General features: G+C 73.1%; 13 protein-coding genes and 1 pseudogene. 4 read left to right on the forward strand and 10 right to left on the reverse strand.

Going from position 1 to position 18297, the window contains the following annotated elements; translation table 11 throughout:
* Positions 1 to 49: 49 nt before the first annotated feature.
* Both ACIP4Y_RS02895 and ACIP4Y_RS02900 read right to left on the reverse strand, forming a co-directional pair.
* A complete protein-coding gene (locus ACIP4Y_RS02895; RefSeq protein ID WP_401386933.1) occupies positions 50 to 1987 on the reverse strand; it encodes a glycogen debranching N-terminal domain-containing protein in 1938 nt (645 codons plus the stop codon).
* A complete protein-coding gene (locus ACIP4Y_RS02900) occupies positions 1984 to 4083 on the reverse strand; it encodes an MGH1-like glycoside hydrolase domain-containing protein (RefSeq protein ID WP_401386935.1) in 2100 nt (699 codons plus the stop codon). The genes ACIP4Y_RS02895 and ACIP4Y_RS02900 overlap by 4 nt, the downstream gene beginning before the upstream one ends.
* A 120-nt stretch (positions 4084 to 4203) precedes the next feature.
* On the opposite strand from ACIP4Y_RS02900, the gene ACIP4Y_RS02905 reads away from it, so the two are divergent.
* Both ACIP4Y_RS02905 and ppdK read left to right on the forward strand, forming a co-directional pair.
* Positions 4204 to 5424 carry an ROK family protein gene (locus tag ACIP4Y_RS02905; protein ID WP_401386938.1) on the forward strand — a complete coding sequence of 407 codons (1221 nt, stop codon included), beginning with the start codon at positions 4204 to 4206 and terminating at the stop codon, positions 5422 to 5424.
* 418 nt (positions 5425 to 5842) lie between these two features.
* On the forward strand, positions 5843 to 8563 hold the full coding sequence (gene ppdK / locus ACIP4Y_RS02910) for a pyruvate, phosphate dikinase (RefSeq protein WP_358635514.1): 2721 nt from the start codon (positions 5843 to 5845) through the stop codon (positions 8561 to 8563).
* A gap of 123 nt (positions 8564 to 8686) precedes the next feature.
* On the opposite strand, the gene ACIP4Y_RS02915 is transcribed toward ppdK, so the two are convergent.
* Together ACIP4Y_RS02915 and ACIP4Y_RS02920 are read right to left on the reverse strand one after the other, a co-directional pair.
* On the reverse strand, positions 8687 to 9781 hold the full coding sequence (locus ACIP4Y_RS02915) for a S8 family peptidase (RefSeq protein WP_401386941.1): 1095 nt from the start codon (positions 9779 to 9781) through the stop codon (positions 8687 to 8689).
* A 100-nt stretch (positions 9782 to 9881) separates the two neighbouring features.
* A complete protein-coding gene (locus tag ACIP4Y_RS02920; RefSeq protein ID WP_401386943.1) occupies positions 9882 to 10553 on the reverse strand; it encodes a TetR/AcrR family transcriptional regulator in 672 nt (223 codons plus the stop codon).
* An 80-nt stretch (positions 10554 to 10633) separates the two neighbouring features.
* Here ACIP4Y_RS02920 and ACIP4Y_RS02925 point away from each other — a divergent pair, with 80 nt between their 5' ends.
* Both ACIP4Y_RS02925 and ACIP4Y_RS02930 read left to right on the forward strand, forming a co-directional pair.
* Positions 10634 to 12079: an MFS transporter gene (locus ACIP4Y_RS02925; RefSeq protein WP_401386946.1), complete on the forward strand. Its 1446-nt coding sequence runs from the start codon at positions 10634 to 10636 to the stop codon at positions 12077 to 12079.
* Positions 12076 to 12471 (forward strand): cupin domain-containing protein, encoded by a 396-nt coding sequence (locus tag ACIP4Y_RS02930; protein ID WP_401386948.1) that lies wholly within the window; start codon positions 12076 to 12078, stop codon positions 12469 to 12471. Before ACIP4Y_RS02925 ends, ACIP4Y_RS02930 begins: the two co-directional genes overlap by 4 nt.
* On the opposite strand, the pseudogene ACIP4Y_RS02935 reads toward ACIP4Y_RS02930, so the two are convergent.
* From ACIP4Y_RS02935 to ACIP4Y_RS02960, 6 genes and pseudogenes are all read right to left on the reverse strand, one after another.
* Positions 12422 to 12562, reverse strand: a pseudogene (locus ACIP4Y_RS02935) (excalibur calcium-binding domain-containing protein); the annotation flags it as partial. The gene ACIP4Y_RS02930 and the pseudogene ACIP4Y_RS02935 sit on opposite strands and share 50 nt — an antisense overlap.
* Before the next feature lie 61 nt (positions 12563 to 12623).
* Entirely contained in the window at positions 12624 to 13391 is a 768-nt protein-coding gene (locus ACIP4Y_RS02940) for an SDR family NAD(P)-dependent oxidoreductase (RefSeq protein WP_401386951.1), read from the reverse strand.
* 90 nt (positions 13392 to 13481) lie between these two features.
* Positions 13482 to 14069, reverse strand: coding sequence for a TetR/AcrR family transcriptional regulator (locus ACIP4Y_RS02945; RefSeq protein ID WP_401386954.1), 588 nt, complete (start codon positions 14067 to 14069; stop codon positions 13482 to 13484).
* Between the two features lie 41 nt (positions 14070 to 14110).
* Entirely contained in the window at positions 14111 to 14461 is a 351-nt protein-coding gene (nirD, locus tag ACIP4Y_RS02950) for a nitrite reductase small subunit NirD (protein ID WP_358635501.1), read from the reverse strand.
* Positions 14458 to 17067 carry a nitrite reductase large subunit NirB gene (gene nirB, locus ACIP4Y_RS02955; RefSeq protein WP_401386957.1) on the reverse strand — a complete coding sequence of 870 codons (2610 nt, stop codon included), beginning with the start codon at positions 17065 to 17067 and terminating at the stop codon, positions 14458 to 14460. The genes nirD and nirB overlap by 4 nt, the downstream gene beginning before the upstream one ends.
* Entirely contained in the window at positions 17068 to 18282 is a 1215-nt protein-coding gene (locus tag ACIP4Y_RS02960; protein ID WP_401386958.1) for an NAD(P)/FAD-dependent oxidoreductase, read from the reverse strand.
* Positions 18283 to 18297: the final 15 nt, after the last annotated feature.

Below are 18297 nucleotides of genomic sequence, written 5' to 3' on the forward strand. Positions count from 1 at the left end.
GTTCACCCCGGCCAGGCAAACACCTGGTCAACCCAGCCGACGGTACGGTTCAGGCGCCCCCGACCGCCGTCAGCAGGGCAAGAGGCGCCGCGGCGGACCGGGCCTCCAGCCCGCACGCGTGCGGATACGGCACCGGCGACGCGTGCGGACCACGCCCGTACCCCGCCAGCACCTCCGGCAACCGGTGCCCGCCCATCGTCGCCGCGTCGACCAGCGCGTGGGCGACCGTACGGGCCTCGTCGTGCAGCCCGTACCGCGCGAGCCCCAGCGTGATCAGCGCGTTGTCGTGCGGCCAGACCGAGCCCCGGTGGTACGACAGCGGGTGGTACGCCGCCTGGCCGGAGGCCACCGTGCGCACGCCCCAGCCGGAGAAGAAGTCCGGCTCCAGCAGCCGCCGGCCCACCACCTCGCCGTACTCCTTGTCCAGCAGCCCCGACCACAGCAGATGCCCGGCGTCGGAGGCCAGCGCGTCGATCTGCCGGCCCCGCCCGTCCAGGGCCAGCGCCGGGAAGGACTGCTCGCGCATCCAGAAGTCCCGCTGGAAACGGTCCCGGAGGTCGGCCGCGGCCTGCTCCAGCAGCGCGGCGTACGTCCCGTCGGCCCACACCGCCCGCGCCACCCCCGCCGTGCGGCGCAGCGCGTCGTACGCGTAGCCCTGGGCGCCCGCCGCCATCACCGCGCCGGTGGGCCGGGTGCCGTCGGCGCAGCAGATCGCGCCGGGGGAGTCCTTCCAGTTCTGGTTGGCGAGGCCGCCCTCGTCGGCGCGGTAGACGAGGTAGCCGCGCGAGGTCAGGCCGCCGTGGTCGAGCATCCAGCCGATGGCGGCCCGGGCGTGCGGCTCCAGACGGCGGGCCAGTTCCGTGTCCCCGGTCTGCTCGACGTACGCACCGAGCAGGACCAGGAACAGCGGGGTGGCGTCGACCGAGCCGTAGTAGCGGGCGAACGGCACCTGGCCGAAGTGGGCCAGCTCGCCGTGCCGGACCTCGTGCACGATCTTGCCGGGCTGGGCGACCGGGGAGCCGCCGGTGTCCGTGGCCTGGGTGGCGGCCAGGGCGAGGAGGGTGGCGGCGGCCGGCTGCGGGCGGTAGGGCAGGGCGAACAGGGAGGTGAGCAGGGCGTCGCGGCCGAGCAGGGTGAGGAACCAGGGGGCGCCGGCCGCCGGTACGCGCAGCTCCTCGCCGTCCGGTCCGGTGGCGGGGACCTGGAGCGCCGCCAGGTCGGCCAGGCCCCGGGCGCAGGCCGCGGCCAGCTCCGGCCAGCCGGTCGGGAAGGCCACGCCCTCCATGAACTCCGCTTCCCGGGCGAGGAGTTGGTCGTGCACGGCGGCGGGGTCGCGGGGCACGCGGACGGCGCGCTTCTCGCCGTGCGGGCGGGCGACCACCCGCAGCAGCAGCTCGGTCGTCTCGTGCGGGGCGAGGTCGAGGGTCCACACCAGGCGGCGGGCGCCGGTGCCGGTCTCCTCCACGGCGTCGGGGGGCGGGTCGGCGGTGATCGTCGTACAGGACCGCCATTCGGCGCGCCGGTAGGTGAACTCGATGCCGTCGTCGAGGACTTCGCGGGAGCGCACGACGCCGGACTTGATGTAGGTGCGGTGGTCGGAGCGGAGTTCGAACTGGTCGGTGAAGTCGGCGTCCACGGTGAGCGCGAGCCGGACGGTGGTGGGCACCGGCCGGTTGCTGGTCACCTTCACGGACTCCACGAACGAGCTGTCCCCGACGGCCTGTTCACGGAACAGGGTGTGCGCCGGGGGCTCCTGCCGGCCGCCGCGCGGGACCAGCACACAGCGGGCCTCGTCCCCGTCCGTCACCGGGGTGAGCACCTCGGGTACGGCGCCGTCGACGGTGAGCTGCCAGCGGCTGAGGTGCCGGGCGTCCCGGACGAACAACCCGTCCGGGGGCCCGCCGCCCCGCACTCCGCTGATGTCGCCACGGTCGCCCACGGCGGCGAAGGTGGCGCCGTGCACGAGCAGATGATGCCGGTCCGTCATCCCCGGTCCCCTCCTCTGTCACTCCTGTCGAACGGTGCGGTGTCCGTGGGGGGTGCGCCACTTTGTGGGCTCTTGTCCAGCTCTTGACGCTCGTGCGGTGTGGGCCGCTGGTGCAGCAGGTCGAGCGCGAGGGCCGCCGTCCAGCTGAAGCCGGTGGCGCCGCAGGCCTCGCCGGTGTACGGGTCGACGTACTCGGCGAAACCGGTGGTGCCGGCAAGCTCCAGCACCGCCTCGCGCAGGGCGTCGGCCCGCTCCCGTTCGCCGTGCGTGCGCAGCCCGCGCTCCAGCAGCCAGCTCGTGTTGAACCAGGCCGGCCCGCGCCAGTAGCGGTGCGGGTCGAAGGCCTCGCCGAGGAGGTCGTAACTCGGCACCAGCCGCGTCCGGTCCCCGACCGAGAAGTGCGGCCCGCTCACGGTACGGACCAGCGCGTCGACGATGTCCCGGGGCAACCCGGGCAACAGGAGCGGAACCAGCCCGGAAACGCTGCGCTCGGGGATCAGGCCGGGGGTGGTGGAGCGGGGGCGGGGAGTGCTGGGCCCGGGGCCGGGGCCGGACGAGCGCGGCTCGGGGGTGGGGCCGGGGCCGGGGGTGGCGCGCTCGGGGGCCTGGCTGGGTCCGGGGGTGGCGCGCTCGGGGGTGGGTTCAGGTCCGTGGGTGCCGCGCTCCGGCGCGATGCCGGGCCCGGGTGAGCGGGGCTCGGAGGTCTGGTCGGACGCGCCGGGTTGGCGGGCGGTTCCGGGTCGGGGAGTGCCGTCCTCGGCGGAACGGCCGGCGCCGGCTGTACAGGGCCCGGGGGCGGGCCCGGTCCGGGGGGTGCCGCGTTCCGGCGCGATGCCGGGCCCGGGTGAGCGGGGCTCGGGGGTTCGGTCGGGGGCGCCGGGCTGGGGGGTGGCAGCGGGTCCGGGGGTGGCGTCCTCGGGGGAACGGTCGGCGCCGGCTGTACAGGGCCCGGTTCCGGGGGTGCCGCGTTCCGGCGCCTGGTCGGGGGCGGGGGTGCCGGGCCCGGACGCGAGACCGGATCCGCAGGTGCCGCGCTCGGGTCCGTGGCCGGTTCCGGGGGTGCCGCGTTCCGGCGCGTGGCCGGGGGCGGGGGTGCCGCGCTCGGGGTCGGGGGCCCCGGTCGAGGTGGCGCCCCGCAGGTCGCGGCACAGGAACATGCCGGACTTCTCGTCCCACAGCCGTTCCACCAGCGCCGCCGTCAGTCGTTCGGCGCGGGCCCGGCGGGCGGAGCCGGTCGCGCCCAGTTCCTCGGCGATCCGGGCGAGGGCGTGCTCGGAGGCGATGAGGAGGGCGTTGAACGCCGGGTCCTCCACGGCGAACTCCGCCTCACCGTCGGCGTACCCGGCGTCCCGGTAGTCCGCGGCCAGCCGCACGTACCGCCCGTAGTCCAGGTCCGTCGGCCGGTCCTCGGCCGCCCCGTGGTCGAGGTCGGCGCGGCGGAAGGAGCGGGCCGGGGCCGGGGTGATCCGGGCCATCGGGGCGTCCCAGCAGGGGCTGTTGTCCATGCCCTGCTCCCAGGGGTGGACCACGGACGCGAGGCCGCCGCCGCCCAGGTCCCGCCGGTGCAGCAGGTACCGGTGCCAGGCGGCCAGCCGCGGATACACCCGGGCCAGGAAGCCGCGGGCCACGGACAACCCCGGGTCGGCGCGGTGCACGAGCCAGGCCGCCAGCGCGTGCACCGGTGGCTGCACGATGCCGGACGTCTGTACGGTGCGCGGGGCGCCCGCGCTGCGCCCGGCGGTGGAGGAGCGCCAGAAGTCGGGGCTCGGGAAGTACGCGTCGAGCGGTACGGAGGGGTGGAACACGATGTGCGGGACGCGACCGTCGGCCCACTGTGCGGCGAGCAGCGTCTCCAGCTCGGTCTGGGCGCGCAGCGGCGAGAGGTGCCGCAGCCCGATGGCGATGAACGCGGAGTCCCAGGACCATTGGTGGGGGTACAGGTTCCGGGACGGCACGGTCGAGCCGCCCGTCCAGTTCGCCTCCAGCACCTCGGCCGCTCGGACGTGCAGCGACGCAGTGGCCGCAGGTGCGGCCGGTGGATCGTATGCGACCTCGCGCTTCGTGGGACGGGCAGTGAGCTGGGCAGTGCGATCCACTCGGGGCTCCCCGAAGACGTCCGGCCGCGCGGGTTTGGCTGCGACCACCGTAGGGTTACGTCTATTTAACACGCAAAACTCAATATGTAATGCAAGCTTGAGAAACACAAGGGGGTGCGCATGACGGGACGTCCGGGAAGGACCGGCAAGAGCGGAAGCCAGGCGGGAGCCGGCGACCTGCTCGAACTGGTGCGCAGTGGACGGGCCGTGACGCGGGGCGCGCTCCAGCAGGCCACCGGGCTGTCCCGGGCCACCGTCGGCCAGCGCCTGGACCGGCTGTTCCGGGCGGGCTGGCTGCGCGAGGGCGCCGGCGGCCCGGTCGACTCGCCGCTCGGCGGCCGTCCCTCCATCACCCTGGAGTTCGACGACTCCCACGCGGTGGTCCTCGCCGCCGATCTGGACACCCGGCACGCCCGCGCGGCCGTCCTCACCCTGACCGGCGAGGTCCTCGCCGAGCACGCCGGCACGCTGGCGGTCGAGGACGGTCCGGACGCCGTTCTGGCCGAACTGGGCCGCTGGTTCGCCGAGCTGCTGACCAAGGCCGGGCACACGGGCGAGGAGGTGTGCGGGATCGGGCTCGCGGTGCCGGGCCCGGTGGACCGCGAGACCGGCCTGGTGGTGCAGCCGCCGATCATGCCGGGCTGGGACGGCTACGACATCCGCGGCCGCCTCTCCCGCGCCTTCACCGAGCACACCGGCGCCCCCGCGGTCCCGGTGCTGGTCGACAACGACGCCAACCTCATGGCCTACGGCGAACAGCGCACCGGACACCCCGACTGCACGGCCTTCGTGCTGGTCAAGGTGTCCACGGGCATCGGTGCCGGGGTGGTCGTGGACGGCTCGATCTACCGGGGCGTCGACGGCGGCGCCGGCGACATCGGGCACATCCGGGTGGGCGCCGACGCGCTGTGCCGGTGCGGGTCGTACGGCTGTCTCGCGGCCGTCGCGAGCGGCGGTGCCGTGGCCCGGCGGCTGGCCGCGTCCGGGGTGCCGGCCTCCTCCGGCTCGGATGTGCGGGACCTGCTGGCCGCCGGGCACCCGGAGGCAGCCGCGCTGGCCCGGGAGGCCGGGCGCCAGGTCGGGGACGTGCTGGCGACGGTCGTGACGCTGCTCAACCCGGGCGTGCTGATGATCGCGGGCGACCTGGCCGGAACGCCTTTCCTCACCGGTGTGCGCGAGCTGCTCTACCAGCGGGCGCTGCCCCGCTCCACCGCTCACCTGGAGGTCGTCACCTCCCGGCTCGGCGACCGGGCGGGGCTGATCGGCGCCGGGGCGCTGGTGGTGGAGTACCTGTACGCGCCGGAGCGCGCGGAGGAGCGGCTGTCCCGGATGGGCGTGTGACAGGGCCGTTTCCGCTGCTGGTCGGCGTCCGTCAGGGGGTCCGCATGGTGAAACGGGGCACTCTGTGGCAGCGTGATTCTCGCCACCCTTGATAAGGGTTGCGCTCAGATGAGCGAATCAAGCGCGGCTGCACTTCTCCAAAGGGTGGCACTGGGTGCCACCCTTTGATCGTTCAGCGACCGAAATCAGGCGCGCTGGAGAACGCTCATCTGAGCGCAAAACCGCACCTCTGGGCGCGGTTGTCTTCAAGAAGTGAAAACATACGGCTGGCTTCGCTTGCCAAGCCTTGACTTTCGATCCGCTGGCGGACGGGTGGTTACAGGCGCATGACGGGTAAGTGGACGTACCCAGGAACCTTCGATCTGGGTATGTTCCTGGCCGTCAGGGCAGCCACCGTGGCCTCAAGGAGTCGAGACCCGTGTCGGAAAACAAAGAACCCCACGTAGCGAAGTTCGTTTACGACTTCACCGAGGGCAACAAGGACCTCAAGGACCTTCTCGGTGGCAAGGGTGCCAATCTCGCCGAGATGACCAACCTCGGTCTCCCGGTCCCTCCCGGCTTCACGATCACCACGGAGGCCTGCAAGGTCTACCTGGAGAGCGGTGAGGAGCCCGCGGCACTGCGTGACGAGGTGAGTGCGCACCTCGAGGCCCTCGAAGCGAAGATGGGCAAGAAGCTCGGCCAGGCCGACAACCCGCTGCTGGTCTCGGTCCGCTCCGGCGCCAAGTTCTCCATGCCCGGCATGATGGACACGGTCCTCAACATCGGCCTGTCGGACAAGTCGGTGCAGGGCCTGGCCGCCCAGGCCGGCGACGAGCGGTTCGCCTGGGACTCCTACCGCCGCCTCATCCAGATGTTCGGCAAGACCGTCCTCGGCGTCGACGGCGAGCTGTTCGAGGAGGCCCTCGACAAGGCCAAGGCCGCCAAGAAGGTCACGGTCGACACCGACCTGGAGGCCGCGGACCTGAAGAAGCTGGTCACCACCTTCAAGAAGATCGTCAAGAAGGAGGCCGGCCGGGACTTCCCGCAGGACCCGCGCGAGCAGATGGACCTCGCCATCAAGGCGGTCTTCGACTCCTGGAACGGCGACCGCGCCAAGCTGTACCGCCGCCAGGAGCGCATCCCGCACGACCTGGGCACGGCCGTCAACGTCTGCTCGATGGTCTTCGGCAACCTCGGCCCCGACTCCGGCACCGGCGTCGCGTTCACCCGCGACCCCGCCTCGGGCCACCAGGGCGTCTACGGCGACTACCTGCAGAACGCCCAGGGCGAGGACGTCGTCGCGGGCATCCGCAACACCGTCCCGCTCGCCGAGCTGGAGCAGATCGACAAGAAGTCGTACGACCAGCTCATGCAGATCATGGAGACGCTGGAGAACCACTACAAGGACCTCTGCGACATCGAGTTCACGATCGAGCGCGGTCAGCTGTGGATGCTCCAGACCCGGGTCGGCAAGCGCACCGCCGGTGCCGCCTTCCGCATCGCCACCCAGCTGGTGGACCAGGGCCTGATCGACGAGACGGAGGCGCTCCAGCGCGTCACCGGCGCCCAGCTGGCCCAGCTGATGTTCCCGCGCTTCGACGAGCACGCGAAGGTCGAGCAGGTGGCGCGCGGTATCGCCGCGTCCCCGGGTGCGGCGGTCGGCAAGGCGGTCTTCGACTCGTACACGGCGGTGAAGTGGTCCCGCTCGGGCGAGAAGGTGATCCTGGTCCGCCGGGAGACCAACCCCGACGACCTGGACGGCATGATCGCGGCGGAGGGCATCCTCACCTCGCGCGGCGGCAAGACCTCGCACGCGGCCGTCGTCGCCCGCGGCATGGGCAAGACCTGTGTCTGCGGCGCCGAGGAGCTGGAGGTCGACACCAAGCGCCGCCGCATGACGGTCCCCGGCGGACACGTCGTGGAGGAGGGCGACCTCATCTCCATCGACGGCTCGTCCGGCAAGGTCTACCTGGGCGAGGTCCCGGTCGTCCCGTCCCCCGTGGTGGAGTACTTCGAGGGCCGGATGCACCCCGGTGCCGACGACGCGGACGAGCTGGTCGAAGCCGTCCACCGCATGATGGCCTTCGCCGACCGCAAGCGCCGCCTGCGGGTGCGCGCCAACGCCGACAACGCCGAGGACGCGCTGCGCGCCCGCCGCTTCGGCGCCCAGGGCATCGGCCTGTGCCGCACGGAGCACATGTTCCTCGGTGAGCGCCGGGAGATGGTCGAGAAGCTGATCCTCGCCGACACGGAGGAGGAGCGCGAGGCCGCCCTGCGGGAGCTGCTGCCCCTGCAGAAGAAGGACTTCGTCGAACTCTTCGAGGCGATGGACGGCCTGCCCGTCACCATCCGCCTCCTCGACCCGCCGCTGCACGAGTTCCTCCCGGACATCACGGAGCTCTCGGTCCGGGTGGCCCTGGCGGAGTCCCGGCAGGAGCCGCACGAGAACGACCTGCGCCTGCTCCAGGCGGTTCACCGCCTGCACGAGCAGAACCCGATGCTGGGCCTGCGCGGCGTGCGTCTCGGCCTGGTCATCCCCGGCCTGTTCACCATGCAGGTCCGCGCGATCGCGGAGGCGGCGGCCGAGCGCAAGGCGGCGAAGGGCGACCCGCGCGCCGAGATCATGATCCCGCTCGTCGGTACGGTCCAGGAGCTGGAGATCGTCCGCGAGGAGGCGGACCAGGTCGTCGCCGAGGTCGAGGCGGCGACCGGCACGCAGCTCAAGCTGGCGATCGGCACGATGATCGAGCTGCCGCGCGCCGCCCTCACGGCGGGCCAGATCGCGGAGGCGGCGGAGTTCTTCTCCTTCGGCACGAACGACCTGACCCAGACGGTGTGGGGCTTCAGCCGGGACGACGTGGAGGCCTCGTTCTTCACGGCGTACCTGGAGAAGGGCATCTTCGGCGTCAGCCCGTTCGAGACGATCGACAAGGACGGTGTCGGCTCCCTGGTGAAGGCGGCCGCGGAGGCCGGCCGGCGCACCCGCCCCGACCTCAAGCTCGGCGTCTGCGGCGAGCACGGCGGTGACCCGGAGTCGGTCCACTTCTTCCACGAGGTGGGGCTGGACTACGTCTCCTGCTCCCCGTTCCGCATCCCGGTCGCCCGCCTGGAGGCCGGCCGCGCGGCCACCCAGTCGGCGGGCAGCGACCACCGCTGACCCACCCGGACCCCGGAGCCGCCGCCGGTCCCCGACCCTCACCGATCGGCGACGGCTCCGGCGCACGAAAGAGAAGGGGCGACACCCCAGTGCGGGGGGTGTCGCCCCTTTGGTGCGCCGAGGTCAGAGGCCGCCGGTGTGGAGCAGCCGGTTCGGAGTGTCGGAGCGGACGCCGCGCAGGACACCGCGGGTGGCCGTGCGGTCGAGCCAGACGTGGACCTCGTGGGCCGTGGCCCGGGGGTGCGCCGACAGGTACAGCGCGATCACGCCGGTCGCATGCGGCGCGGCCCAGGACGTCGCGCCGTAGTCCTCCGTGGTCGTACCGCCGCCGGCGAGGGCGGCGGTCACCTTCTGGCCGGGGGCGTACAGGTCCACGCACCGTCCGTAGCCCGATCCGTAGGAGTCGCCGTCGTCCCACGCGCGGTCGTTCGAGGTGGAGGCCGCCACGACGATCGTGCCGGGGACGCCGGCCGGGGAGTGCTTGCAGGCGTCGTCATGGAAGTTGCCGGCCGACACCACCGTCGGGATCCCCGCGTCGACCATCTTCTTCACGGCGGACTCCAGGGCCGCCGACCGGTGGTCGAGGTTGAGCGACATGTTCACCACCGCAGGCTTCTGCGCGTGGGCGGTCACCCACGTGACCGACTTGAGCAGGGCCGCCTCGGCCGCCGCCGGGGAGCCGCCGCCCCCGCTCTCGCACAGGATGCCCTGGACCCGTACGAGCTCCGCCTTGGGCGCCACCCCGTACCTCGCCCCGCCGATGATGCCCGCGACGAACGTGCCGTGGCCGCCGCCGTCCTCGCCGAAGCAGTCACCGGAGTCCTTGCGGCCCACGAAGTCGGCGCCGAGGTGGGCGCGCCCGCCGAACTCCTTGTGGGCGATGTCCATCCCCGTGTCGATCACGTAGACGTGAACGCCCTTGCCCGTGGCCGTGGTGGTGAACTTCCCGTTCAGCGGCCGTGACCGCTGGTCCAGGATGTCCAGGTTCCACGGCACGCGGCGGGTGAGGGACGACGTCTCGGTCTGCGCGACTCCGGACAACTTCCCCACGGCTCCGGGAGAGGCCGGCACCGAACCGGACGACGCCACCGACTTCGCCCTCCCGTGCGCGGGGAGCTTCCCGCCGCTCCCCCCGGCGGCCGGGCCGGCTTCCCCGCCGCAGGCCGAGGCCCCGAGCACCGTCGCCATGGCCACCGCCATGAGACCGGCCTTCGTCACGTTCCGCGTCACAATGTCCCCCGCATTCCTGCTCGGTGCACAGCCAGCGCACAAGACGACCACAGGGGACGGGCGGTTCCGCCGCCGGACGCGATGCCGGTCAGCGGGCGGTCAGGAGGCCGGTGACCAGGGCTCGTAGGCCCTGCTCGTACGTGTCCTGCGACGTCAGGGCCGCCCAACGGTCCGCGGCCCGGGACAGGTGGGGGAGGTCGGTCGGGTCGAGGCCGGCGAAGACCTGGTCGCGGTAGGCCGGGCGGTCGTCGGTCGTGCGGCGGCGGGCCGCCGTGGTGCGGACCAGGATCTCGCCGGCCGTGTAGTACCAGATCGAGCGGTAGCCGTGGACGGCCTGGTCGAGGGTGAGGCCGGCGTCCGTCAGGCCGGCGACGATCTGTTCCACGAACCAGAGGGCGGAGGTGGACATCAGGTCGTCCGCCGTCAGCACCTCGACGATCCAGGGGCAGGCGGCCAGGACGTCGTGGATCGCCAGGGCCGCGGTGAGGACGCGGTCGCGTGGGTGGGCGGGCGGGGACTCGGGGCGGTGCAGGGAGCCGGCCGCGTAGTCGTCCAGCAGGAGGAGGAGCAGCTCTTCCTTGTCGCGGACGTGGTGGTACAGGGCCATCGGCGTGCTGCCGATCTCCGTGGCGAGGCGGCGCATGGTCAGGCGGCCGACGCCCTCCTGCGTCACGATCCGGCGCGCCGTCCGGATGATCTCCTCGCGGGAGATACGGGCAGGTCGGCCGGTGGTCTTGCGGGGGGCGGGCGGTCGCGGCATGGGCTCATCATCCCTCAGGCGGCGGGGACTTCGGGGCGCGGGTGTCGACATCGGGGCGGCCCGCGCGCTAGTTTTCTTACATGTATAGAAATTTACGCGGCCGTCCGGCGGCCGTGCTGGCGGCGGCTGCCGTAGCCCAGTTCGTCGTCGCCCTGGACATGGCCGTCGTCAACGTCGCCCTCCCGGCGATCCGCTCCGCGCTCGGATTCGCCCCGCTCGACCTGTCGTGGGTCGTCCACGTGTACGCCCTCACCTTCGGCGGGTTCCTGCTGCTCGGCGGCAGGGCCTGCGATCTGTTCGGCCGGCGCCGGCTGTTCGTCGCGGGGCTGGTCGTCTTCGGCCTCTGCTCGCTCGCCGGCGGACTCGCCCGGGAACCCTGGCAGTTGATCGCCGCCCGCGCGGGCCAGGGGGTGGGCGCGGCGGCCACCGCGCCGGCCGCGCTCGCGTTGCTGACCACCACCTTCACCGAGGGGCCCCGGCGCGTGCGCGCCCTCGGCGTCTGGAGCGGGGTCAACGCCGTGGGCGGCGCGCTGGGTGTGCTGGCCGGCGGAGTGCTGACCGAGTACGCGGGCTGGCGCTGGGTGATGCTGGTCAACCTGCCCATCGTGGCGGCGGCACTCGTCCTCGTGCACGCCGCTGTGGCCCCCGAGCCCCGGCCGGTACGGCGTGAGCGGCTGGACGTGCTCGGCGCCGTCCTGGCCACCGGCGGCATCGGGCTGCTGGTGTTCGGGGTCGTCCGGACCGACGTCAGGGGGTGGGCGTCCGCCGCGACCTGGGAGACGCTCGCCGTCGCCGGACTGCTGCTCGGCGCCTTCGTCGCGGTCGAATCCCGGTCCGCCGCCCCGCTGCTGCGGCTCGGCCTGCTGCGCAGCCGCTGGGTCGCCGGGGCGAACCTGCTGGTGTTCCTGGCCGCGGCCGGGCAGTTCACCGCGTTCTATTTCGTGTCCCTCTACCTCCAGCAGGTGCTGGGCCTGGGCGCCGCCGCTACCGGTGCCGCGTTCCTGCCGTTCTGCGCGGGTTCGGTGACGTCGACCGTCGTGGCGACCCGCATCACCGCGAACCGGTCGCCGCGCGCCTCGCTGGTGCCCGGCACGCTGTTCGCCGCCGCCGGCATGGCCTGGTTCGCCGGGATCAGCCCGCACGGCGGCTTCCTCACCGACGTCCTCGGCCCGTCCGTCCTCACCAGCGTCGGCATCGGGCTGATCTTCGCGCCGGTGGCCGCCGCCGCGACCACCGGGGTCCGCCCCGGCGAGGCCGGCATGGCCTCCGGCGTCCTCAACAGCGCCCGCCAGCTGGGTGGTTGCGTCGGCCTGGCCGCCCTGGCCACGGTCGCCGCCCACCGCACCGGCACGGCCACCGACCCCGCCGCGCTCACCGGCGGCTACGCGCTGGGTCTCGCCGTCACCGCCGCGCTCTTCCTGCTCGCGGCGGTGGTCGCGTTCAGCGTCCTGCCCCGCCGCCGGGCCACCGGCGGTCCGGCACCCACCCCTGTCGAGGAACCCCGACTGGAAGGAACCCCGTCATGACCACCACCGCCATCGACCTGTTCTCCTCGGCGCTCCAGTTCCGCCCCGACGGTGACGTCCACGCCGCCGCCCGGCGGATGACCGACGGCGACCCCGGGGTCTGGCAGGTCGCCACCTTCCACGTGGAGACGGACGCCGACGTCCACGCCGACCACTGGGAGATCCACCCCGACGGCGAGGAGGCCGTCTGCTGCCTGTCCGGCGGCGTACGGCTCTACGTCCGCCCCGTCGACGCGGACGCCCCGGAGGAGATGGTGCGACTGCGGCCGGGCACCGCCGTCATCGTGCCCCGCAACCGCTGGCACCGACTCGAACTGGACGCCCCCAGCGACCTGATGTCCATCACCCGCCGCACCGGCTCCCGCCAGGAGCGACGCGACCACACCCGCTGACCCCGGGCGCCCGCCCCCATTCGCAGGCCACCCCGTCCCCGTCCCGGTCGAGATGGGCACCGTAGCCCGGATCCCCGGCATACAGGGGCGCGTCACCGGCGGCTGCCGGCCGGGCGGCGAGCGGTCCGGGATCGGCTGACGGAGCGCAGGGTTCAGGCCGTGGAGCCGCCGTCGATCACCAGGTCGGCGCCGACCACCGAGGCCGCGTCGTCCGAAGCGAGGTACAGCACGGCGGCGGCCACCTCGGCGACGGTGGAGACCCGGCCGAGCGGCACCTCGGTGCGCATGCGCGCGGCCCGGCCGGCCTCGGTCTCCCCGTCCCGGAACGACATCTCCGTGGCGGTGGGTCCGGGGCTGACGGCGTTGATGCGCACGCCGTCGGTGATGTGGTCCAGGGCGGCGGCGCGGGTGAGGACCGAGACGGCCGCCTTGCTGACGGCATAGCCGGCGGTGCCGGGCAGCCGGCTGTGCACGCCGATCCTGGAGGCGATGTTGACGATCGCGCCGCCGTCCGGCTGGGTGCGCATGTGGGCGATCTCGGCCTGGAGGGCGAGGAAGACACCGGTGACGTTGATGTCGATCATCCGGCGCCAGTCCGCCTCGGCCAGGTCGCCGACCGCCTGCCCCCGGCCCTGAAGGACCCCGGCGTTGTTCACCGCCACGTCCAGCGAGCCGAACCGGTCCACGGCGGCGGCCACCAGGGCGTGCAGGTCGTCGGCGCGGGAGACGTCGGCGGTGACGGCGAGCCCCTTGCCGCCCGCGCCCTCGATCAGCGCCACGGTCTCGTCGAGCGGGTCGCGGCGCCGGCCGGCGACGACGACCTGGGCGCCCTCCCGGGCGAGGGCGAGTGCCACTCCGCGGCCGATGCCGGAGCCGGCGCCGGTGACGAGAGCGGTCCGGCCGGAGAAGCGGTGCGTCATGGTGAGAATCCCTTTTCTTGACCGATCGGTTCAGTATGAGGGGCGAGAAAAACGCGCCCCCCGCCGGAAGCGCGTTCTCCGTCGCCTTGTTCAGGTGTCCAGCAGTGCCAGGGCCTGCTCCGCCGCGTCCCGCACCCGGGCCGGGTCCGCCGAGGCCTTGCCGACCACCCGCAGGCCCTGGAGCAGCACCAGCAGCAGGCGCGCCAGCGCCGGCGGGTCGCGGTCCCCGGCCAGCTCACCCTGTGCCTGGGCGCGGACCAGGGCGGAGTGCAGCAGGGTCTCCAGGGTGTCCCAGCTGTGCTCCACCCGGCGGGCTGCCTCCCGGTCGTGCGGGGCGAGCTCGACCGCGGTGTTGGTGACCAGGCAGCCCTGCTCCCGGGTCGCCTCGGCGGCGGCCTCCGCCGCGAACCGCCGGACCAGGGCGCGCACGGCCGGCAGCACCGGGCCGGGCCGGGACAGCTCCCGCGTCAGCCGCGGGTTCTGCGCCTGTCCGTACCGGTCCAGCGCCCTCAGGTACAGCTCGTGCTTGCTGCCGAAGGTGGCGTACAGGCTCGCCTTGCCGATGCCCAGGTGCTCGACCAGGTCGGCCATCGACGTCGCCTCGTAGCCGCGCCGCCAGAACAGCTCCAGGGCTGACTGCAGCGCGGCGTCCGGGTCGAATTCCTTGGTCCTGGCCACGCCTCGCAGCCTAGACTTTCTGGAACAGTCGGTCAAGAAAACTAGAGGGCGCGCACCTCGTACGCGGCCACCCGCACCGACGCGTCGTCCAGGCACTCCCCGGTGGCCAGGTCGAAGCGCTGCTTCAGCAGCGGGGACGCCACGAACGGGCGGCCCTGGTGGGTGCCGGTCAGGCCACGGGACAGGACGGCCGCGCCGGTGAACGGGTCGCGGTTGTCGACGGCGTACAGCCGGTCCGCGCGGTCGCGGAACACCGCCACCTGGCGGCCGTCCGGCAGCAGGGCGGCCACCCCGCGGCCGGGAACCAGCATGCTCAGGTCGCAGACCGTGAACCACTCGTCCGCCAGCTGGAGCTGGACCTTCAGTTCGGTCGTCTCAACTGCCAGGGTCATCGCTGGGCGCTTCCTTCCAGGACGTCGTCGGCGGGCCGCAGGCCGATGTTCAGCAGCGGCAGGTCGGGCTTGATCTGGTCGCGCTCGGGGACGAAGGAGACGACCGGGTCCGGGGTGTCCGGCGCGTTCACGAAGGACACGAACCGGGCGAGCTTTTCGGGGTCGTTGACGGTCTCCGCCCACTCGTCGCGGTAGTGGGCGACGTGCGCCTGCATGAGCTTCTCCAGCTCGTCGCAGATGCCGAGCGAGTCGTGCACCACCACGTCGCGTACGTGCTCCAGGCCGCCCGGGATGCGCTCCAGCCAGGTGCTGGTCCGCTCCAGACGGTCCGCCGTACGGATGTAGAACATCAGGAACCGGTCGATCAGCCGGACCAGTTCGGCGTCGGACAGGTCCTGGGCCAGCAGGTCGGCGTGGCGCGGGGTGGCGCCGCCGTTGCCGCCGACGTACAGGTTCCAGCCGTTCGCGGTGGCGATCACGCCGAAGTCCTTCGACTGGGCCTCCGCGCACTCGCGGGCGCACCCGGACACGGCCGACTTCAGCTTGTGCGGGGACCTCAGGCCCCGGTAGCGCAGCTCCAGGTCGATCGCCATCCGGACCGAGTCCTGCACGCCGTACCGGCACCAGGTGGAGCCCACGCAGGACTTCACCGTGCGCAGCGACTTGCCGTACGCGTGGCCCGACTCGAAGCCGGCGTCCACCAACCGCGCCCAGATCAGCGGCAGCTGCTCCACACGGGCGCCGAACATGTCGATCCGCTGACCGCCGGTGATCTTCGTGTAGAGGCCGAAGTCCCGGGCGATCTCACCGATCACGATCAGCTTCTCGGGCGCGATCTCCCCGCCGGGGATCCGCGGCACCACCGAGTACGAGCCGTTCTTCTGCAGGTTGGCGAGGAAGTGGTCGTTGGTGTCCTGCAGCGCTGCCTGCTCGCCGTCCAGGACGTAGCCGCTCGCGCCGATCGCCGGGGCGAGGGAGGCGATGATCGAGCCGACCGCCGGCTTGCACACCTCGCAGCCGTCACCGCCCCGGGCGCCCTCGCGGCCGTAGCGGTCCAGCAGCTCCTGGTACGACGTGATGCGCAGCGCGAGGACGATCTCGTACAGCTCCTCGCGGGTCTGGGAGAAGCAGCCGCACAGGCCCTTGTCGACCTCGATGCCCGACGCCTCCAGCTCGGCGTCGACCAGCTGGCCCAGCACCTTCACGCAACTGCCGCAGCCGGTGCCGGCCTTGGTGCACTTCTTCACCTCGGGCACGGTGGTGCACTTGTGCTCGGTGACCGCGCCGCGGATCGCGCCCTTGCTGACGTTGTGGCAGGAGCAGATGATCGCCTCGTCCGGCAGGGCGGACGGGCCGAGCTGGGCCCCCGAGTCGGCTCCGGCGGGCAGGACGAGCGACTCGGGGGAGATGGGCGGCACCGAACCGGTGAGCGCGCGCAGGGTGCCGTACGCCTCCGCGTCGCCGACCAGGATGCCGCCGAGCAGCGTGCCGTCCCGGCCGATGACCAGCTTCTTGTACAGGCCGGCGCGGGAGTCGGAGTAGACGACGTCCAGGCAGTCCTCGGTGGTGCCGTGGGCGTCGCCGAAGGAGGCCACGTCCACACCGAGCAGCTTCAGCTTGGTGGACAGGTCGGCTCCGGTGAAGGAGGCCTCGTCCTCGGCGATCGTCGCCGCCGCCGTCTCCGCCTGCTCGTAGCCGGGCGCCACCAGGCCGTACACCCGGCCGTCCGCGGCCAGCGCGCACTCGCCGATCGCGAACACGTGCGGGTCGGAGACGGTCCGGCACTGCTCGTCCACCGCGATGCCGCCGCGCTCGCCGACCGTGAGGCCCGAGGCGCGGGCCAGCTGGTCGCGGGGGCGGACACCGGCGCTGAACACCACCATGTCGGTGGAGAGTTCGGAGCCGTCGGACAGCTTCATACCGGTGACGGCACCGGTCTCGTCGACGACGATCTCCTGCGTGCCCACACCGGTGTGCACGCTCAGGCCCATGCCCTCGATGGTCCGCAGCAGCGCCGTGCCGCCACCGTCGTCCACCTGCACCGGCATCAGCCGCGGCGCGAACTCCACGATGTGCGCCTCGACCCCGAGTCCCTTGAGGGCGCCGGCCGCCTCCAGGCCGAGCAGGCCGCCGCCGACGACGGCACCCGAGGTGGCCTTCGTCTTCGCGTACTCCTCGATGGCCAGCAGGTCCTCGATGGTCCGGTAGACGAAACAGCCGGTGGCGTCCTTGTTGGGGACCGGCGGGACGAACGGGTAGGAGCCGGTGGCCAGCACGAGGACGTCGTAGCCGACGGTGAGCCCCGAGCGGGCGGTGACCGTCTTCGCCTCGCGGTCGATCGTCTCGGCCGGGTCACCGATGTGCAGCTCGATGCCGTGGTCCTTGATGAACTCCATGTCGGTCATGGAGAGGTCCTCCGGCGTCTTCCCGGAGAAGTACGAGGTGAGCTGCACGCGGTCGTAGGCCGGACGCGGCTCCTCGCACAGCACGACCACGCGGTGCGTGGCGGTCAGGCCGCGCTCGGCGAGCGCTTCGAGGAAGCGCTGGCCGACCATGCCGTGGCCGACGAGCACGATCGTGGGGGTGGCCCCCAGGGTGGCGGACATTCAGGAGCCTCCATCGTTGGTGAGCAGGTGGAGCAGGGGGCCGTCGTCGGGGAGCGGCTCTGCTCCCTCCCAGGCGCGGGCGAGCGCGCCGACGGTGCCCAGTTCGCCGACGAGGACCCCGCCGACCACGCGGTCGTCGCGGACGACGACCTTGCGGTAGGTGCCGCGGGTGGCGTCGGTCAGCCGCACGACGTCGTCGCCGGGGCGGGCCTCCGTCTCGCCGAACGCGGCGAGGTCGAAGGGGGAGTCGGGACCGGTGAGGGTCAGCCGGGTCAGGGAACGGGTGCCGGTGTAGCGGGCACCGGTGTCGCCTGCCAGCAGTCCGGCGAGCGCGTCGGCCTGTTCGAGGGCCGGGGCGGCCAGGCCGTAGACCGTGCCGCCGTGCTGGGCGCAGTCGCCGATGGCGTGGATGTGCGGGTCGGAGGTGCGCAGCTCGTCGTCCACGAGGACGCCCTTGTGCACGGCCAGGCCCGCCTGCTCGGCGAGGCCCGTGCGCGGCCGTACGCCGCAGGCCAGGACCACGAGGTCGGCGTCGAGGGCGTAGCCGTCGGCCAGTTCCACCGAGCGGACCGCGCCGGCGATGCAGCGCACGTCCCGGACCCGGCACTCGGTGTGCACCTCGACGCCCAGGTCGGTCAGGTGCCGCAGCACCAGCCGGGAGGCGTCCGGGTCGAGCTGACGCTCCATGAGCCGCTCGGCCTGCTGGGCGAGCACCACCTGGGCGCCGCGGACGGCGAGCGCGCGGGCCGCGGAGACCCCGAGCAGCCCGCCGCCGATGACGACGGCCCGCACGCCGGGCCGCACCGCCTTCGCCAGGCCCAGGCAGTCGTCCATGGTGCGGAACGCGTGGACGCCCTCGGGGAGCTGGTGGTCCGGGGTGAACAGGCCGCGCAGCGGGGGCAGCACGGGGTTGGAGCCGGTGGCCAGGACCAGCGTGTCGTATGCGATCGACATGCCGTCGGCGCAGTCGACGGTCCGGGCGGCCCGGTCGATGCCGGTGACCCGGGTGCGCAGCAGGCCGGCGGGCGGCGGAAGCGTGATCACCTCCGGCGCGTACCGGCCGGCCAGCACCTCGGCCAGCAGCACCCGGTTGTACGGGGCGTGCTCCTCGTCGCCCACGAGCAGCGCGGGCGTGCCCAGGTCGCCGAGCCGCCGGGCGAGCCGCACGCCCGCGAGGCCGGCGCCGATCACCACCACACGCGTATTCGAGGTCATGCCACGAGCGTGCGG

It is taken from the genome of Streptomyces sp. NPDC088810 (assembly GCF_044750305.1).
GTDB lineage: Bacteria > Actinomycetota > Actinomycetes > Streptomycetales > Streptomycetaceae > Streptomyces.

Coding starts and splice junctions, on each gene's coding strand:
- ACIP4Y_RS02895 (WP_401386933.1), bottom strand. CDS start 1,987: ATGACGGACCGGCATCATCTGCTCGTGCACGGCGCCACCTTCGCCGCC.
- ACIP4Y_RS02905 (WP_401386938.1), top strand. CDS start 4,204: ATGACGGGACGTCCGGGAAGGACCGGCAAGAGCGGAAGCCAGGCGGGA.
- ACIP4Y_RS02920 (WP_401386943.1), bottom strand. CDS start 10,553: ATGCCGCGACCGCCCGCCCCCCGCAAGACCACCGGCCGACCTGCCCGT.
- ACIP4Y_RS02925 (WP_401386946.1), top strand. CDS start 10,634: ATGTATAGAAATTTACGCGGCCGTCCGGCGGCCGTGCTGGCGGCGGCT.
- ACIP4Y_RS02930 (WP_401386948.1), top strand. CDS start 12,076: ATGACCACCACCGCCATCGACCTGTTCTCCTCGGCGCTCCAGTTCCGC.
- ACIP4Y_RS02940 (WP_401386951.1), bottom strand. CDS start 13,391: ATGACGCACCGCTTCTCCGGCCGGACCGCTCTCGTCACCGGCGCCGGC.
- nirD (WP_358635501.1), bottom strand. CDS start 14,461: ATGACCCTGGCAGTTGAGACGACCGAACTGAAGGTCCAGCTCCAGCTG.
- nirB (WP_401386957.1), bottom strand. CDS start 17,067: ATGTCCGCCACCCTGGGGGCCACCCCCACGATCGTGCTCGTCGGCCAC.
- ACIP4Y_RS02960 (WP_401386958.1), bottom strand. CDS start 18,282: ATGACCTCGAATACGCGTGTGGTGGTGATCGGCGCCGGCCTCGCGGGC.